Annotated in this window: 17 protein-coding genes and 1 pseudogene; 10 read left to right on the plus strand and 8 right to left on the minus strand. The window is 74.1% G+C overall.

Going from position 1 to position 15,642, the window contains the following annotated elements:
• The first annotated feature begins 35 nt into the window (after window positions 1–35).
• From ACH414_RS22850 to ACH414_RS22870, 5 genes are read left to right on the plus strand one after another with little or no spacing between them, the layout of a single operon-like run.
• A complete protein-coding gene (locus tag ACH414_RS22850; protein ID WP_382540153.1) occupies window positions 36–794 on the plus strand; it encodes an enoyl-CoA hydratase family protein in 759 nt (252 codons plus the stop codon).
• Window positions 791–1,648, plus strand: coding sequence for a CoA transferase subunit A (locus ACH414_RS22855; RefSeq protein ID WP_386565027.1), 858 nt, complete (start codon window positions 791–793; stop codon window positions 1,646–1,648). The genes ACH414_RS22850 and ACH414_RS22855 overlap by 4 nt, the downstream gene beginning before the upstream one ends.
• The gene (locus tag ACH414_RS22860) at window positions 1,648–2,361 is read left to right on the plus strand and encodes a CoA-transferase subunit beta (RefSeq protein ID WP_382540158.1); all 714 of its coding nucleotides are present in this window, start codon (window positions 1,648–1,650) and stop codon (window positions 2,359–2,361) included. Before ACH414_RS22855 ends, ACH414_RS22860 begins: the two co-directional genes overlap by 1 nt.
• Complete coding sequence (locus tag ACH414_RS22865) at window positions 2,358–3,404, plus strand: NAD(P)H-dependent flavin oxidoreductase (RefSeq protein WP_398943130.1); 1,047 nt, start codon at window positions 2,358–2,360, stop codon at window positions 3,402–3,404. The genes ACH414_RS22860 and ACH414_RS22865 overlap by 4 nt, the downstream gene beginning before the upstream one ends.
• An 11-nt stretch (window positions 3,405–3,415) precedes the next feature.
• Window positions 3,416–4,312: a tyrosine-protein phosphatase gene (locus tag ACH414_RS22870; RefSeq protein WP_398943132.1), complete on the plus strand. Its 897-nt coding sequence runs from the start codon at window positions 3,416–3,418 to the stop codon at window positions 4,310–4,312.
• Between the two features lie 97 nt (window positions 4,313–4,409).
• On the opposite strand, the gene ACH414_RS22875 is transcribed toward ACH414_RS22870, so the two are convergent.
• Genes ACH414_RS22875 through ACH414_RS22890 form a run of 4 tightly spaced genes read right to left on the minus strand, consistent with a single transcriptional unit; the run spans window position 4,410 to window position 8,178 of the window.
• Entirely contained in the window at window positions 4,410–5,567 is a 1,158-nt protein-coding gene (locus tag ACH414_RS22875) for an acetyl-CoA C-acetyltransferase (RefSeq protein WP_398943134.1), read from the minus strand.
• Between the two features lie 20 nt (window positions 5,568–5,587).
• Entirely contained in the window at window positions 5,588–6,178 is a 591-nt protein-coding gene (locus tag ACH414_RS22880) for a TetR/AcrR family transcriptional regulator (protein WP_398943135.1), read from the minus strand.
• A gap of 54 nt (window positions 6,179–6,232) precedes the next feature.
• A complete protein-coding gene (locus tag ACH414_RS22885; RefSeq protein ID WP_391769624.1) occupies window positions 6,233–7,018 on the minus strand; it encodes an SDR family oxidoreductase in 786 nt (261 codons plus the stop codon).
• On the minus strand, window positions 7,015–8,178 hold the full coding sequence (locus ACH414_RS22890) for an acyl-CoA dehydrogenase family protein (protein WP_398943274.1): 1,164 nt from the start codon (window positions 8,176–8,178) through the stop codon (window positions 7,015–7,017). Before ACH414_RS22890 ends, ACH414_RS22885 begins: the two co-directional genes overlap by 4 nt.
• Window positions 8,179–8,242: 64 nt before the next feature.
• On the opposite strand from ACH414_RS22890, the gene ACH414_RS22895 reads away from it, so the two are divergent.
• Together ACH414_RS22895 and ACH414_RS22900 are read left to right on the plus strand one after the other, a co-directional pair.
• Window positions 8,243–9,397, plus strand: coding sequence for an acyl-CoA dehydrogenase family protein (locus ACH414_RS22895; protein WP_382540175.1), 1,155 nt, complete (start codon window positions 8,243–8,245; stop codon window positions 9,395–9,397).
• A complete protein-coding gene (locus tag ACH414_RS22900; RefSeq protein ID WP_398943138.1) occupies window positions 9,397–10,383 on the plus strand; it encodes an acyl-CoA dehydrogenase family protein in 987 nt (328 codons plus the stop codon). The genes ACH414_RS22895 and ACH414_RS22900 overlap by 1 nt, the downstream gene beginning before the upstream one ends.
• Here the strand turns inward: ACH414_RS22900 and ACH414_RS22905 are convergent.
• The 4 genes from ACH414_RS22905 to ACH414_RS22920 form a co-directional block, all read right to left on the minus strand.
• A complete protein-coding gene (locus tag ACH414_RS22905) occupies window positions 10,378–10,908 on the minus strand; it encodes a pyridoxamine 5'-phosphate oxidase family protein (protein ID WP_382540180.1) in 531 nt (176 codons plus the stop codon). The genes ACH414_RS22900 and ACH414_RS22905 overlap by 6 nt on opposite strands.
• A 78-nt stretch (window positions 10,909–10,986) precedes the next feature.
• Window positions 10,987–11,361, minus strand: coding sequence for a VOC family protein (locus tag ACH414_RS22910; protein ID WP_382540183.1), 375 nt, complete (start codon window positions 11,359–11,361; stop codon window positions 10,987–10,989).
• A gap of 90 nt (window positions 11,362–11,451) precedes the next feature.
• Window positions 11,452–12,171, minus strand: coding sequence for a VWA domain-containing protein (locus ACH414_RS22915; RefSeq protein WP_386565043.1), 720 nt, complete (start codon window positions 12,169–12,171; stop codon window positions 11,452–11,454).
• Entirely contained in the window at window positions 12,162–12,758 is a 597-nt protein-coding gene (locus tag ACH414_RS22920; protein ID WP_382540188.1) for a helix-turn-helix transcriptional regulator, read from the minus strand. Before ACH414_RS22920 ends, ACH414_RS22915 begins: the two co-directional genes overlap by 10 nt.
• Before the next feature lie 113 nt (window positions 12,759–12,871).
• Between ACH414_RS22920 and ACH414_RS22925 the strand changes: the two genes are divergently transcribed.
• The 3 genes and pseudogenes from ACH414_RS22925 (at window position 12,872) to ACH414_RS22935 (ending at window position 15,630) form a co-directional block, all read left to right on the plus strand.
• The gene (locus tag ACH414_RS22925) at window positions 12,872–13,999 is read left to right on the plus strand and encodes an LLM class flavin-dependent oxidoreductase (protein ID WP_386565046.1); all 1,128 of its coding nucleotides are present in this window, start codon (window positions 12,872–12,874) and stop codon (window positions 13,997–13,999) included.
• Window positions 13,996–14,710: pseudogene (locus ACH414_RS22930) on the plus strand (glucose 1-dehydrogenase). Before ACH414_RS22925 ends, ACH414_RS22930 begins: the two are co-directional and overlap by 4 nt.
• Window positions 14,707–15,630 carry an alpha/beta hydrolase gene (locus ACH414_RS22935; RefSeq protein WP_398943141.1) on the plus strand — a complete coding sequence of 308 codons (924 nt, stop codon included), beginning with the start codon at window positions 14,707–14,709 and terminating at the stop codon, window positions 15,628–15,630. Before ACH414_RS22930 ends, ACH414_RS22935 begins: the two are co-directional and overlap by 4 nt.
• Window positions 15,631–15,642 lie beyond the last annotated feature (12 nt).

A 15,642-nucleotide genomic window follows, 5' to 3' on the forward strand; every position in this document is an offset into this window, starting at 1 on the left:
AACAAACGTTTGGTGGAAAGGTAGCTGATCCGCACATGGGTGTCTCCACCTCACGCCCGGACAAGGGCATCGCGCTCGTCACCGTCGACCGTCCCCCCGTCAACGCCCTTCCCGTCCGAGGCTGGTACGAGCTCGCCGACGCCGTCCGCGCGGCCGGCCGCGACCCGGAGGTCCGCTGTGTGGTGCTGACCGCCGAGGGCCGCGGCTTCAACGCGGGCGTCGACATCAAGGAGCTCCAGCGCGACCCCGGCCACGACGCGCTCATCGCCGTCAACCGGGGCTGCGCGGAGGCCTTCGCGGCGGTCTACGACTGCGAGGTGCCCGTCGTCGCGGCGGTCGGCGGCTTCTGCCTCGGCGGCGGCATCGGCCTGGTCGGCAACGCCGACGCGATCGTCGCCTCCGAGGACGCCGTCTTCGGCCTGCCCGAACTGGACCGGGGCGCCCTCGGCGCCGCGACCCACCTGGCCCGGCTCGTCCCCCAGCACCTGATGCGCGCGCTGTACTACACCTCGCGCACCGCCACCGCGCAGGAGCTGCACGCGCACGGCTCGGTGTGGAGGGTGGTCCCGCGCGCCGGACTGCTCGGCGCGGCGCTGGAGCTCGCGGGCGAGATCGCGGCGAAGGACGGCACCCTGATCCGGCTCGCCAAGGCGGCCATCAACGGCATCGACCCGGTCGACGTGCGCCGCAGCTACCGCTACGAGCAGGGGTTCACCTTCGAGGCGAACCTGAGCGGCGTCGCCGACCGGGTCCGCGACGGCTTCGGCGCGAGCGACGGGGAGGGCGGCGCATGAGCGACAAGACGATGAGCCCCGAGGACGTGGTGGGCCGGCTGCGCTCCGGGATGACGATCGGGATCGGCGGCTGGGGTTCGCGGCGCAAGCCGATGGCCCTGGTCAGAGCGCTGCTCCGGTCCGAGATCACCGATCTCACCGTGGTGTCGTACGGCGGCCCCGACGTGGGTCTGCTCGCCGCCGCCGGCCGCGTCCGGCGCCTGGTCGCCCCCTTCGTCACCCTCGACTCCATCCCCCTCGAACCGCACTTCCGGGCCGCCCGCGAGCAGGGCCGGATCGCGATGACCGAGTACGACGAGGCCATGTTCATGTGGGGGCTGCACGCCGCCGCCAACCGGCTGCCCTTCCTGCCCGTCCGGGCCGGGCTCGGCTCGGACGTCATGCGGGTCAACCCGGAGCTGCGCACGGTCCGTTCGCCGTACGAGGACGGCGAGGAGTTCGCCGCCGTGCCCGCGCTGCGCCTCGACGCCGCCCTGGTCCACGTCAACCGCGCCGACCGGGCCGGCAACGGGCAGTACCTGGGCCCCGACCCGTACTTCGACGACCTCTTCTGCGAGGCCGCGGACACGGCGTACCTCTCCTGCGAGCGGATCGTGGAGTCGTTCGGCGCGGACGTGGTCCCGCAGACCCTGCTCGTCTCCCGCCACAGCGTCACCGGAGTCGTCGAGACCCCGAACGGCGCCCACTTCACCTCCTGCGCGCCGGACTACGGCCGCGACGAGCCCTTCCAGAAGCTGTACGCGACCACCCCCTGGCCCGAGTTCGCCGGACGCTTCCTGTCCGGCAAGGGCGAGGACGACTACCAGGCGGCCGTCCGGTCCTGGCACGAGGAGCGCGAGGAGGCGCGGAAGTGATGCCCACCCGAGCCGAGTACTGCGTGATCGCCTGCGCCGAGGCCTGGCGGGACGACGGCGAGGTGCTCGCCAGCCCCATGGGCCCGATCCCCTCCTTCGGCGCCCGCCTCGCCAAGCGCACCTTCTCCCCCGAGCTGCTGCTCACCGACGGCGAGGCCCTGCTCGTCGGCCTCGACGGGGAGCCCGAGGGCTGGCTGCCCTACCGCCGCCACCTCACGATGGTCACCGGCGGGCGGCGGCACGTGATGATGGGCGCCAGCCAGATCGACCGGCACGGCAACCAGAACATCTCCTGCATCGGCGACTGGGAACGCCCCGCGCGCCAGCTCCTCGGGGTCCGCGGCGCGCCCGTCAACACCCTCAACAACCCGGTGAGCTACTGGATCCCCCGGCACTCGCCGCGGGTCTTCGTCGAGCGCGTCGACATGGTCAGCGGGGTCGGCCACGACCGGGCGGTCGGGCCGTACCACCGCCTTCCCCGGGTGGTGAGCGACCTCGGCGTCTTCGACTTCGCCACCCCGGACCGCACCATGCGGCTCGCTTCCGTGCACCCGGGCGTCACCGTCGCCGAGGTCCGGGCCGCGACCGGCTTCGCGCTGCCGGCCGGCGACGACGTGCCGTACACCCGCGAGCCCACCGCGGAGGAACTGCGGCTGATCCGCGAGGTGATCGACCCGGAGGGCCTGCGGGAGCGGGAGGTTCCGGCCCGATGAAGACGCCCCTGACCGCCCTGGTCGGCATCGAGCACCCGATCGTCCAGACCGGCATGGGCTGGGTGGCCGGCCCTCGTCTGGTCTCGGCCACCGCGAACGCCGGGGCGCTCGGCGTCCTGGCCTCGGCCACCATGACCGTGGAGGAGCTGCGGGCGGCGGTCCGTGAGGTGAAGTCCCGTACCGACCGCCCCTTCGGGGTGAACCTGCGCGCGGACGCGGGCGACGCCCGGGAGCGGGTCCGGATCATCGTCGACGAGGGCGTACGGGTCGCCTCCTTCGCCCTCGCGCCGTCCCGCGAGCTGATCGCCGAGCTCAAGGACGCCGGGGTCGTCGTCATCCCCTCGATCGGGGCACGGCGGCACGCCGAGAAGGTCGCCGCCTGGGGCGCGGACGCGGTGGTCGTGCAGGGCGGCGAGGGCGGCGGCCACACCGGCGAGGTGGCGACGACGGTCCTGCTGCCCCAGGTGGTCGACGCGGTGGACATCCCGGTGATCGCGGCGGGCGGCTTCCACGACGGGCGCGGGCTGGTGGCCGCCCTCTCCTACGGTGCGGCGGGGGTGGCGATGGGCACCCGCTTCCTGCTGACCTCGGACTCGACGGTCCCCGACGCCGTCAAGGCGCGCTATCTGGCGGCGACCGTCAAGGACGTCACCGTCACGACGGCCGTCGACGGACTGCCGCACCGGATGCTGCGCACCGAGATGGTCGCGCAGCTCGAACGCGCGGGCCGGCTGCGGGCCCTGGCGCAGGCGGTCCGCCGGGCGGCCGGCTTCCGGAGGCTCTCCGGCCTCTCCTGGCCCGCGATGGTCCGCGAGGGCCTCGCGATGCGCCACGGCAAGGACCTGTCCTGGAGCCAGGTCCTGCTCGCCGCGAACACCCCGATGCTCCTGAAGGCTTCCATGGTCGAGGGCCGCACCGACCTCGGCGTCATGGCCTCCGGACAGGTCGCGGGGGTGATCGAGGACCTGCCCAGCTGCGCGGAACTCGTCACCCGGATCATGTCCGAGGCCGCGCACGTGCTCCGTACCCTTCCCTCTCCGTAAGGGAGTCAGCCATGTCTCTGTCGAGACGCGCACTGCTGAGCACCGCCGGCGCCACCGCCCTGCTGGCGGCCGTCGCCCCACCCGCCGCGGCCGGGCCACGGCTCCGCGCCGCGAACGCCATCCGGCAGATCCCCCTCCAGGGCGCGGTCAACGTCCGCGACCTGGGCGGCTACCTCACCTACGACGGGGCCAGGGTGCGCCGGGGCCTGGTCTACCGCGGCGACCACCTGGCCAAGCTGACCGAGGCCGATCTGGCCACGCTGGCCGGTCTCGGCCTCGGCCGGGTGGTCGACTTCCGCATCCCGCTGGAGGTGCAGTACGACGGCACGGACCGCCTGCCCGCGGGCCTCGCCGCGGTCTCCCGGCCCGTCACCGACAACGGCCTGTACGGGCAGCTGCTCGCCGCGATCGGCTCGCGCGACCCGGTCCGGCAGGAGGAGATGCTGGGCAACGGGCGGGCCGCCGCCTTCATGACGGAGGTCTACCGCACCTTCGTCACCAGCGCCGCCAACCGCGAGCGGTTCGGCGCCACCCTCCGCGATCTCGCCGACCCGGGCGCCGGCCCGCAGCTCTACCACTGCACCTCGGGCAAGGACCGCACCGGCTGGCAGAGCTGGCTGCTGCTCAACCTCGTCGGCGTCCCCGAGTCCTCGGCGACCGAGGACTACCTGGCCTCCAACACCTTCCGCGCCGCCTACGACGCCCGCGTCCGCGAGGGCCTGAAGCAGGCCGGCCTGATGCGGAACCCGGACCTGATCATCCCCCTCCAGGAGGTCCGCCGGGAGTACCTGGACGCCGCCCTCACCGAACTGCGCGCCGCCTACGGCAGCCTCTACCGCTACGCGACGACCGGTCTGGGCCTCGACCTGCGGGTGCTGGCGGGGCTGCGGGGGCGGCTGGTGGGCTGAGCGCGCGTACGGCCGTGGCCCGCACCCCGCCGCGCGTACGGCCGTGGCCCGCACCCCGGCGGGGGGTGCGGGCCACGGCGGTCGCGGCCTTCGTCCGTCACAGCCGCTCGATGATCGTCACGTTCGCCTGTCCCCCGCCCTCGCACATGGTCTGGAGGCCGTAGCGGCCGCCGGTGCGCTCCAGTTCGTTGAGGAGGGTGGCCATCAGCCTGACGCCGGTCGCGCCGAGCGGGTGGCCGAGGGCGATGGCGCCGCCGTTGACGTTGACGCGGTCGGGGTCGGCGCCGGTCTCCTTGAGCCAGGCGAGGACGACCGGGGCGAAGGCCTCGTTGATCTCGACGAGGTCGATGTCGTCGATGGTCAGACCGGTCTTCTTCAGTGCGTGGGCGGTCGCCGGTATCGGCGCGGACAGCATGCGGATCGGGTCCTCGCCGCGGACCGAGAGGTGGTGGACGCGGGCCCGGGGGGTGAGGCCGTGCTCGCGGACGGCGCGCTCGCTCGCGAGGAGCATCGCGGCGGCGCCGTCGGAGACCTGGGAGGAGCAGGCGGCGGTGATGGTGCCGCCCTCGACGACCGGGTTCAGTGCGGCCATCTTCTCCAGGGTGGTGTCGCGGCGCGGGCCCTCGTCGACGGTGACCTCGCCGTAGGGGACGGTCTCGCGGGCGAAGCGGCCCTCGTCGATCGCGCGCAGCGCCCGCCGGTGCGAGCGCAGGGCGAACTCCTCCTGGGCGCGCCGGGTGATGCCCCACTTGGCGGCGATGAGTTCGGCGCCGTGGAACTGGTTGACCGGCGCGTCGCCGTACCGGGCGCGCCAGCCCTCGGAGCCGGCGTACGGGCCCTGGGTGAGGCCGAGCGGTTCGGCGGCCTGGCGGGAGGCGAAGGCGATGGGGATCATCGTCATGTTCTGGGTGCCGCCCGCCACGACCAGGTCCTGGGTGCCGGAGAGCACGCCCTGGGCGGCGAAGTGGACGGCCTGCTGGGAGGAGCCGCACTGGCGGTCGACGGTGACGCCCGGGACCTCCTCGGGCAGCCCGGCCGCGAGCCAGCAGGTGCGGGCGATGTCCCCGGCCTGCGGCCCGACGGTGTCCAGGCAGCCGAAGACGACGTCCTCGACGGCGGCCGGGTCGATGCCGGTGCGCTCGACGAGGGCCCTGAGGACATGGGCGCCGAGGTCCGCCGGATGGACGGCGCCGAGCCCGCCCCTGCGGCGGCCCACCGGGGTGCGGACCGCGTCGACGATGTAGGCCTCGGGCATGGCTGCTCCTCCTGGGGGCGTCAGTCTGTGCGTACGGCGATCCCGTCCAGCACCATCGAGAGGTACTGCCGGGCGATCTCCTCGGGGCTGTGCTGTCCGCCGGGGCGGTACCAGGACGCGGCGACCCAGACGGTGTCGCGGACGAACCGGTAGGTGAGCCGGACGTCGAGGTCGGCGCGGAAGACACCGGCCTCGACCCCGCGCTCCAGGGTGCCGAGCCAGGCCTTCTCGAACCTGACCTGGGAGTCGGCGAGGTAGCGGAAGCGGTCCTGGTCGACGAGGTGGCGGGCCTCCTTCTGGTAGATGGCGACGGCGGCGCGGTGCCGGTCGATCTCCCGGAAGGACTCGGTGACGAGGGCCTCGATGGTCTCCCGGGGGCCGAATCCGGCGGCGAGCACGGTGTCGTACCCGTCCCACAGCTCGCCCAGGAAGGTCGAGAGGATCTCGTCGAGCATCGACTCCTTGGAGTCGAAGTGGTAGTAGAGGCTGCCGGCGAGCATGCCGGCCTCGTCCGCGATCTTGCGGACCGTGGTCGCGTTGTACCCCTGGGCGGCGAACACCTCGGCCGCGGTGTCCAGCAGCTCGCGGCGGCGCTCGGGCGCCGCGGTCATCTGGGGCTTCTTCTTCGTCGATGGTTTCGTCGTCGGCACCCGTCCATTCTCGTCCTAGGGATGCTGGCTGCTGACGGAGACCGTCTCGCCGGTCATGTACGACGCGTAGGGGCTGGCCAGGAAGACGATCACGTTGGCGACCTCCCAGGGCTCCGCGTACCGCCCGAAGGCCTCGCGGGCGGTGAGCTCCTCCAGGAGTTCCGCCGAGGTGACCTTGACCAGGTGGGGGTGCATCGCGAGGGACGGGGCGACGGCGTTGACGCGGACGCCGTACGCGGCGGCCTCGACCGCCGCGCAGCGGGTCAGGGCCATCACCCCGGCCTTGGCGGCGGCGTAGTGGGCCTGTCCGGCCTGGGCGCGCCAGCCGACGACGGAGGCGTTGTTGACGATCACCCCGGTGCCGCCGGTCTCGCGGAAGTGGCGCAGGGCGGCGCGGGTGCAGCGGAAGGTGCCGTTGAGGGTGACGTCGAGGACCCGGTTCCACTGCTCGTCGGTCATGTCGGCGAGGGCCGCGGTGCCGCCGAGGCCCGCGTTGTGGACGAGGACGTCGAGGCGGCCGTGGAGCCGGACGGCGGTGTCGTGGAGGGCCTGGACCTGGGCCTCGTCCGTGACGTCGCAGGGCTGGGACGCGACCTTGTCGGCGCCGAACTCGGCGGCGAGGGCGGTCTCGGTCTCCTTGAGGCGGCGGGCGTGGGCGTCGCTGACGAGCACCCGGGCGCCCTCCTCCAGGAGGCGGCGGGCGGTGGCGCCGCCGATGCCCGCGCCGGCGGCGGCGGTGACGACGGCGGTGCGCCCGGCGAGCAGGCCGTGGCCGGGGACGTAGTCGGGTGCGGTAGTCACGGGCGCGGCTCCTTCGGGAGGCCGAGCACCCGCTCGGCGATGATGTTCCGCTGGATCTCGCTGGATCCGGCGTAGATGGTGTCGGCGCGGGAGAAGAGGAACAGGCGCTGCCAGTCGTCGAGTTCGTACGGTTCCCCGGCGGCCAGGGTGGCGTCGGCGCCGCGGATCGCCATGGCGAGTTCGCCGAGGTCGCGGTGCCAGTGGGACCAGTAGAGCTTGGCCACGGAGGGTTCGGTGCCGCAGCGGGCGTTGGCGCGCATGGTGCGCAGCCCGGTCCAGGCGCGGACGAGCCGCTCGCGGATGTGGGGGTCGGCGGCGGTGCCGTTGGCGCGGGCGAGGGCGACGAGGGCCTCGAGTTCGCGGCGGAAGCCGACCTGCTGGCCGAGGGTGGAGACGCCCCGCTCGTAGCCGAGGGTGGCCAGGGCGATCCGCCAGCCGTCGCCGGGGGCGCCGACGACGTGGGCGGCGGGGGTGCGGGCGCCGTCGAAGACGACCTCGTTGAACTCGCTGGTGCCGGTGAGCTGCACGATGGGGCGGATCTCGACGCCCGGCTGGTCGAGCGGGACGAGGAGGTACGAGAGCCCCTCGTGGGGTCGCCGCGTACGGCGCTCGGCGGCCGGCCCGGCGGTGGGCCCGGTGCGGGCGAGGACGAAGCACCACTGGGACTCGTGGGCGAGCGAGGTCCAGATCTTGCGCCCGGTCACGACCCACTCGTCGCCCTCGCGGACGGCCCGGGTGCGGACGGCGGCGAGGTCGGATCCGGCGTCCGGCTCGCTGTAGCCCTGGCACCAGAGTTCCTCGACGGCGCGGATGGGCGGCAGGAACCGGGCCTTCTGCTCCTCGGTGCCGTGGGCGATGAGGGTGGGGCCGAGGAGCTGTTCGCCGATGTGGTTGACGCGGGCGGGGGCGTCGGCGAGGGCGTACTCCTCGTGGAAGACGATCTGCTGCTCGATGCTCGCGCCGCGGCCGCCGTGCTCCTCGGGCCAGCCGACGCAGGTCCACCCGTGCGCGGCCATGTGCCGTTCCCAGGCGAGTCGTTCGGCGAAGGCCTCGTGCTCGCGGCCGGGGCCGCCGAGTCCCCTGAGACCGGCGAACTCGCCCTGGAGCCGGTCCCGTAGCCAGTCCCGTATCTCGGTGCGGAACTCCTCGACGCTGCTCATGGCGCTCGTCATGGCGGCCACGGTAACCTACCAAACACTTGTTAGGGAAGGAGGGGGAGGTCCCGTGGACCTTTCGTACACCGCCGAGGAGCACGCCTTCCGGGCCGAGGCCCGGGCCTGGCTGCGCTCCCGTGTTCCCGTCACGCCGCTGCCGTCCCTGGAGACCCGCGAGGGCTTCGCCGCACACCGCGCCTGGGAGGCCGAACTCGCCGCGGACCGCTGGTCGGTGGTCTCCTGGCCGGAGCGGTACGGGGGCCGGGACGCGGACATCTTCCGCTGGCTGGTCTTCGAGGAGGAGTACTACGCGGCGGGCGCCCCCGGCCGGGTCTCGCAGAACGGCATCCACCTGCTCGCCCCCACCCTCTTCGCCTACGGCACCGAGGAGCAGCGGGCCCGGGTCCTGCCGCCCATGGCGAGCGGCGAGACGGTCTGGGCGCAGGCCTGGTCGGAGCCGGAGGCCGGTTCGGACCTGGCCTCGCTCACCTCGCGGGCCGTCCGCACCCAGGGCGGCTGGCTGCTCTCCGGCCAGAAGACCTGGTCCTCCCGGGCGGCCTTCGCCGACCGGGCCTTCGGCATCTTCCGCACCGACCCCGCCCCGGCGGCGGAGGGCAGACCGCACCGGGGGCTGACCTATCTGATGTTCGACCTGCGGGCGCCCGGCGTGACCGTACGGCCCATCGGGCGGCTCGACGGCAAGCCGGCCTTCGCCGAGCTCTTCCTCGACGAGGTGTTCGTCCCCGACGAGGACGTCATCGGCGAGCCCGGCCAGGGCTGGCGGATCGCGATGTCCACCACCGGCAACGAGCGCGGGCTCACCCTCCGCTCCCCCGGGCGCTTCCTGGCCGCCGCCGACCGGCTCGCCCGGCTGTGGCGCGCCGCGGGCGACCCGGGGGACACGGCGCTGCGCGACCGGGTGGCGGACGCGCTGATCGGGGCGCGGGCCTACCAGCTCTTCACGGCGGCGGGCGCCTCGCGCTTCGCGGCGGGCGCGGACATCGGGGCCGAGTCCAGCCTGAACAAGGTGTTCTGGTCGCAGCTCGACATCGCGCTGCACGAGACGGCGCTCGACCTGCTGGGCGAGGAGGGCGAGCTGGCCGACACCGAGTGGGCCGAGGGCCATGTCTTCTCGCTCGCCGGTCCGATCTACGCCGGCACCAACGAGATCCAGCGCGACATCATCGCCGAGCGGCTGCTCGGCCTCCCGAAGGGCCGCCGCTGATGCAGTTCCTGCCGACCGCCGAACAGCGCGACTTCGCGCGCTCCCTGGACGCGATGCTCTCCGCCGCCGACACCCCGGCCGCCGCCCGGGCCTGGGCGGGGGGCGACCCGGGTCCCGGCCGCGCCCTGTGGACCCGGCTCGCAGAGGCGGGCGTGTTCGCCCTCGCGGCCCCCGAGGAGTACGAGGGGCTGGGCCCGCTCCCCGTCGAACTGGCGCACGCCCTGGTGGAGTCGGGCCGCCACGCGGTGCCGGGACCGCTGGTGGAGACGGTCGCGGCCACGGCCCTGCTGGCCGACCTGGCGGAGCGCGGCGAGCCGGGGCCGGCCAAGCGGCTGCTGCCGGGGCTCGTCGGCGGCGGGGCGATGGCGACCCTCGCGCTGACCGGGGTCTCGCCGCTCGCGCTCGACGCGGACCGGGCCGATCCGGTGCTGGTGGTGACCGGTGCGGAGCTGCGGATCGCGCCGGGGCACGGGGAGGTGCGGGTCTCCGCCGACCCGGTGCGGCGGCTCGCGCGGCCCGCGCCCGGCGGTGAGCTGCTCGCGGCGGGGCCTGCGGTGGCCGCGGCGGCGGGGACGGCCCGGCGGTGGGCGCTGCTCGCGACGGCGGCGCAGGCGCTCGGGGTGGGACTGGCGCTGCTCGACCGGTCGGTGGCGTACGCGAGGCAGCGCACCCAGTTCGGCGCCCCCATCGGCTCGTTCCAGGCGGTCAAGCACCGGCTCGCGGACACCCTGATCGGCCTGGAGTTCGCGCGACCCCTGGTGTTCGGAGCGGCGCTCACCTTCGAGAGCGGCGATCTCGCAGCGGCGAAGGCGGCCGCCGGCGAGGCGGCGTACGCGGCGGCGGACACGGCGCTGCGGGTGCACGGCGCCATCGGCTACACCGAGGAGCTCGACCTCTCGCTCTGGCTGCGCAAGGCCCGGCCGCTGCGGGACGCCTGGGGCACCCCGTCCTGGTGCCGGGCCCAGGTGGTCGCCGCCGCCTCATGACTCCCGCGCCGGGGCGTCGTCGGTGCCGCGCCGGATCGTGCGCAGGGCGCGGCCGGGCGCCCAGGCGCGCAGGACGAGGTCGTCGCCCTCGACGGCGGTGCGCACGACCTCCGCCGGTTCCACCCGGAAGACGTGGAACGGCAGCGGCATGCCGACCTCCCGCGCGTACCACTCCAGGGTCCCCGGGTCGGTGATCTCGACCACCCGGCCGGAGACGCGGACGTCGCCGCCGCCCATGGTCGTGCCCTCGCCCGGGTTGGCGAGCAGCGCGAAGCGCGGGTCGCGCCGGAGGTCCAGCGCCTTCCGCGAGTTCGGCATCATGCCGAGCCACAGCTCGCCCGCCCGGAAGTCGGCCTCGATGCCGCTCAGGCGCGGGGAGCCGTCCTTGCGGAGGGTGGCGAGGGCGTGGTGGGTGTACTGCCCGAAGCGCTCGCGCACGGTGGCGGCGAACTCGGGCTCGGCGGCCTCGAAGGCGGCCCAGCCGGCCGGGGCGGTGGCGTCGGTGGTGGTTCCGGTGTCTCCCATGGTTCCAGGAGACACCGGAAACCCGACACCTACTGTCCGGATTGCTCCAGGCGCCTACTGTCCGGACTGCTCCAGGCGCTACTGGGCGCGCTCGCCCTTGCTGCGTTCGACGCAGAACTCGTTGCCCTCCGGGTCGGCGAGCACCACCCAGCCCATGCCCTCCGGGGTGCGCCGGTCGTCGACCAGCGTGGCGCCGAGCGCGATGACCCGCTCGACCTCCTCGTCCCGCGTGCGGTCCTCCGGCTGGAGGTCGAGGTGGACCCGGTTCTTCACCGCCTTCTTCTCCGGCACCTGGATGAAGAGCAGGCCGGCGCCCGCCGACTCGACGAGGACCTCGGGGTCGCCCGGCTTGTCGTCGTCGGAGAGCTTCGAGTCGAGGACCCCGGCCCAGAAGGTGCCCAGGGCGTAGGCGTCGGAACAGTCGATCGTGATGTGGCGCACGAGAGAACTCATGGCGTCACTATCGCCCGCCCCCCGCGCTCCTGGCCACCGGTTTGCCGGCCGGTGCGCGCAGCGCCTCCCCGCGCTCCCGGCCCGGCCGTCTCACGAAGCGACGATGCCCTGGGCCCGCGCCGCCGCGAGCCAGGCCGGGAACTCGGCGACCAGCCGGTCGTAGAGCTCCTCGTCCGGGATCCGGCGCGGGTCCTTCCCGGCGTGGAAGAAGCCCGCGTTGTCGATCGGGCGCTTCCCCGGCACGTCCAGCTCGTCGAGCCGCCGCAGGAAGTCGAACTGCCTGCTGCCCGGGTCGCCGAAGCCGACGAACTGCCAGAAGAGCGGCAGCCGGGCCGACTTGCACACGTACCGCTCGGCGGCGAGCTTGTTGATCGGGCCGCCGTCGGTCTGGAAGACGACGAGCGCGGGCGCCGTGCTGCCGCTGTCGAGGTAGTGGTCGATGACCGCGTCCATGGCCAGGTGGTAGCTGGTCTTGCCCATGTGCCCGAGGCCGGCGACGATCCGGTCGATCCGGCCCTGGTGGCCGGCGAGTTCGATGTCGGTCTCGCAGTCGATGTCGGTGGAGAAGAACACCACCGGCACCCGGCCGTCGTCGTCGAGCTGCGCCGAGAGCCCGAGCACCCGGTCGGCGAGGGCCTGGACGCTGCCGTCGGCGTAGTAGGGCTTCATCGAGCCGGAGTAGTCGACGACGAGGTAGACGGCGACGCGCTGCCCGTCGATGCCGTGCCGCCGCAGGGAGTCGCCCGCCGTCTTGTAGAGGCTGACGAGCGCGGGGGCGGTCTCCTCGATCTTGCGCAGGCTCAGCGCCACGGGGCGTTCCTCTCCACTTCCTCGATCAGTTCCTCGAAGTCCGCGAGCATGGCCTCGGCCAGGTCCCGCTCGGCGGCGTAGTAGCGCTCGGCCCACCTCAGGGTGAGCCGGGGGTACGCCCAGGAGGCGTCGGCCGCGGCCTCGGCGACGTCCGCCTCGGCGCGCAGTCGCATGGTCTCGGCGAACTCCCGGTGTCCGGCGAGGATCTCCCGGGTCCGCTCGGGTTCGAGGAGGTGCCCGAGCCAGAGCCGCAGCATCGGCCCGTGCTTGAGGACGGGCGGGTCGAGCGGGGCCTCCTGCGCCCAGGTGCGGACGGCCGCGAGGCCAGGGTCGGTGATGCGGTAGACGCGTTTGTCGCGCGAGCCGGCCTCGGGGGCGACCAGGCGCGAGGTGGCGTAGCCGGCCTTCTCCAGGCGCTTGAGCTCGGCGTAGATCTGGCTGAAGGAGGGGCTCCAGTAGAACAGGCTCAGCGAGCGGTCGGACCACTTCTTCAGGTCGTAGCCGGACAACTCCCGCCCGAAGGAGAGCAGTCCGAGCACCGCCCAGCTGGTCGCGGGCAGCCCCGGCACCTTCTCGTCGTCCACCACGGGCGGCAGTCTACGTCCCTTCCCTCCCCCGCCTATGCCTGCTAGAAGTATTTCGATTAGGCATATCGGCAAGGCGTGCGACGCTGCATGCCGCCTCCCGGGAGGAGCTCCCCGTGAAGTTCTCGATGATCTTCGAAGCACAGCTCGTCGACCCCACCCCCGCCCGCGAACACCAGGTCATCCGCGACTGCGTCGAACAGGCCGTCCACGCCGAGGAGATGGGCTTCGACCGGATCTGGGCGGTCGAACACCACTCCCTCACGCAGTACGCCCACATGAGCGCGTCCGAGATCTTCCTGACCTGGGTCGCCGCCCGCACCCGGCGCATCCGGATCGGCCACGGCGTGGTCACCATGCCCTTCGGCTACCAGCACCCGGTCCGGGTCGCCGAGCGCGCCGCCATGCTCGACGTGCTCTCCGGCGGCCGGGTCGACATCGGCGCCGGGCGCGGCGCGACCCGCCAGGAGACGCGCATGTTCGGCGTCGACCCGGCCGACACCCGGCCGCAGATGGAGGAGGCCCTGCGGATCCTCGCCGCCGCCTGGCGCACGCCCGAGTTCGAGTGGCACGGCTCCCTCGACATCGGGCCCGGCGCGGTCCTGCCCCGGCCCGTGCAGGCGCCGCACCCGCCGCTCTTCATGGCCTGCTCGCAGCACGACTCCCTCAGGCGGGCCGCCGAACTCGGCATCGGCGCACTGGTGATGGGCTTCGCCGGTGCCGACGACGTACGGGCGATGCGCAGGGCGTACGACGAGGCCATCGGCGCCCGGGACGGATCGCAACTGGTCTCCACCGAGGTCAACGACCACTTCTCCGCGCTCTGCCCCACCATCGTCCTGGACGACGCCGCCCGCGCGCTGCGGCTCGGCACCCGCGGCCAGCGCTTCTTCGCCGAGTCGATCGCCCACTGGTACGGCGGGGCGCCTGCCCCCACCGGCTACGCCGAGGACGAGGACCACGCGGGCGCCCTGGAGAAGGAGCGGCAGGCACTGGTCGCCCGGCTGCACGAGGCGCACATCCCGGCCCGGCCGGTCGACACCGGCACGTACAACACCGACCACGCCTACGGGGACGCCGCCACCGCCATCGCCTACGTCGAGCGGCTGCGGCGGATCGGCGTCGACGAGGTCATGTGCCTGATCCAGATGGGGACCGTGCCGCAGGAGGTCTGCATGGAGACCATCCGGCAGTGGGGCGAGAAGGTCATCCCGCACTTCCGCGCGCTCGAGGCCGCGGCGTGAGCGGGCTCGACGGCAAGGCCGTGATCATCACGGGCGCGGCCCGCGGCCAGGGCGCCGCCGAGGCCCGGCTCCTCGCGGCGGCGGGCGCCCGGGTGGTCCTCACCGACGTCCGCGAGGAGGAGGGCCGGGCGGTCGCGGCGGAACTCGGGGCGGCGACGGGGGTGTTCGTACGCCATGACGTGACGTCCCCGGACGGCTGGGCCGCGGTCGTGGAGACCGCGCTCGACCGGTACGGACGCCTCGACGGCCTGGTCAACAACGCGGCCCTGTGGCGGACCGCGCCCGTGGAGTCGGAGACGTACGAGAACTTCGAGCGGCTGCTGCGGGTCAACCTCCTCGGCCCGTTCCTCGGCATGCGGGCGGTGCTCCCGGCGCTGCGCGACGGGGGCGGCGGCTCGGTCGTGAACGTGTCCTCGACGGCCGGGCTCGTCGGCGGCGGCGTACGGGGCCGGCAAGTTCGGGCTGCGCGGGCTCAGCCGCTCGGCGGCCCGCGACCTCGCCCCGTACGGCATCCGCGTCAACTCGGTCCATCCCGGAGCCGTCGACACCCCGATGACGGCGGCGGTCGCGGACAAGGACTGGTCGCACGTGCCGCTCGGGCGGATGGGCCGGCCCGAGGAGATCGGCGAGCTGATCGCCTTCCTGCTCTCGGACGCCTCCTCGTACGTGACGGGCGCCGAGTTCACCGTGGACGGAGGCCTCACGGCATGACGGACCCGCTGCCCCGGAACCCCCTGACCCAGGATCCGCTGACCCGGGACCCCTTGACCCCGGCCGCCCGCGCCCTGTGCGAGGCGCTGTCGGCGGGCTTCCCACGGCCCGAGGCCGGCCCCGAGGCGCTGCGGGCGGCGGCGCGGGCGCACCGGGGTGAGCCCGCGCCGGGCGCCACGGACACGGTGGCGGACGGCGTCCCGGTGCGCGTCTACGAAGGGGCGACCGCCCCGGTCGTCGTCTTCGCGCACGGCGGCGGCTGGGTGCTGGGCGACCTGGACACCCACGACCGGCTGTGCCGTGCCCTCGCCGCCCGTAGCGGGGCGACCGTCGTCTCCGTCGGCTACCGTCGCGCGCCCGAGCACCGCTTCCCGGCGGCCGAGGACGACGTGTACACGGCGCTGGGGTGGGCGGCGGCGCGCTGGCCCGGGCGCCCGCTGGTGCCGGCCGGCGACTCCGCGGGCGGCAACCTCGCCGCGGCGGCGGCCCTGCGCGCGCGGGACCGCGGCGGGCCGGCGATCGCCGGGCAGCTCCTGGTCTATCCGGTCCTGGACCACCGCCTGGCGGGCGCCTCGGCCCGGACGTACGCGGAGGGCTTCTTCCACACCACGGCCCATATGCGCTGGTACTGGGAGCAGTACCTGGGCCAGGATGGCGATCCGGTCGCGGCCTCCCCCGGCCTGGCGGCCGACCTCGCCGGACTGCCGCCGGCCCTGCTGGTCCTCGCCGACTGCGACCCCCTGCGCGACGAGGGCCTCGACTACGCCCGCCGGCTGTCCGCGGCCGGCGTCGTGGCCCACGTCCAGCTGCACACGGGAGTGTTCCACGGCTTCCTCGGCGGCCTCGGGGTGCTGCCGGAGGCGGACCGGGCACTGGCCGCGGCCGGCGCCTGGCTCGCGGCCCTGTCCGAGGCCGCCTGAACGCACCGCGAC

Origin of the sequence: Streptomyces sp. NPDC020422 (assembly GCF_044386705.1) — a bacterium.
GTDB lineage: Bacteria > Actinomycetota > Actinomycetes > Streptomycetales > Streptomycetaceae > Streptomyces.

Excerpts from the sequence above, each read along its gene's own strand:
- ACH414_RS22875 (WP_398943134.1), bottom strand. The coding sequence starts at position 5,567 with ATGCCCGAGGCCTACATCGTCGACGCGGTCCGCACCCCGGTGGGCCGC.
- ACH414_RS22905 (WP_382540180.1), bottom strand. The coding sequence starts at position 10,908 with ATGGGAGACACCGGAACCACCACCGACGCCACCGCCCCGGCCGGCTGG.
- ACH414_RS22850 (WP_382540153.1), top strand. The coding sequence starts at position 36 with ATGGGTGTCTCCACCTCACGCCCGGACAAGGGCATCGCGCTCGTCACC.
- ACH414_RS22935 (WP_398943141.1), top strand. The coding sequence starts at position 14,707 with ATGACGGACCCGCTGCCCCGGAACCCCCTGACCCAGGATCCGCTGACC.
- ACH414_RS22860 (WP_382540158.1), top strand. The coding sequence starts at position 1,648 with ATGCCCACCCGAGCCGAGTACTGCGTGATCGCCTGCGCCGAGGCCTGG.
- ACH414_RS22890 (WP_398943274.1), bottom strand. The coding sequence starts at position 8,178 with ATGAGCAGCGTCGAGGAGTTCCGCACCGAGATACGGGACTGGCTACGG.
- ACH414_RS22880 (WP_398943135.1), bottom strand. The coding sequence starts at position 6,178 with ATGACCGCGGCGCCCGAGCGCCGCCGCGAGCTGCTGGACACCGCGGCC.
- ACH414_RS22855 (WP_386565027.1), top strand. The coding sequence starts at position 791 with ATGAGCGACAAGACGATGAGCCCCGAGGACGTGGTGGGCCGGCTGCGC.
- ACH414_RS22865 (WP_398943130.1), top strand. The coding sequence starts at position 2,358 with ATGAAGACGCCCCTGACCGCCCTGGTCGGCATCGAGCACCCGATCGTC.
- ACH414_RS22900 (WP_398943138.1), top strand. The coding sequence starts at position 9,397 with ATGCAGTTCCTGCCGACCGCCGAACAGCGCGACTTCGCGCGCTCCCTG.
- ACH414_RS22870 (WP_398943132.1), top strand. The coding sequence starts at position 3,416 with ATGTCTCTGTCGAGACGCGCACTGCTGAGCACCGCCGGCGCCACCGCC.
- ACH414_RS22910 (WP_382540183.1), bottom strand. The coding sequence starts at position 11,361 with ATGAGTTCTCTCGTGCGCCACATCACGATCGACTGTTCCGACGCCTAC.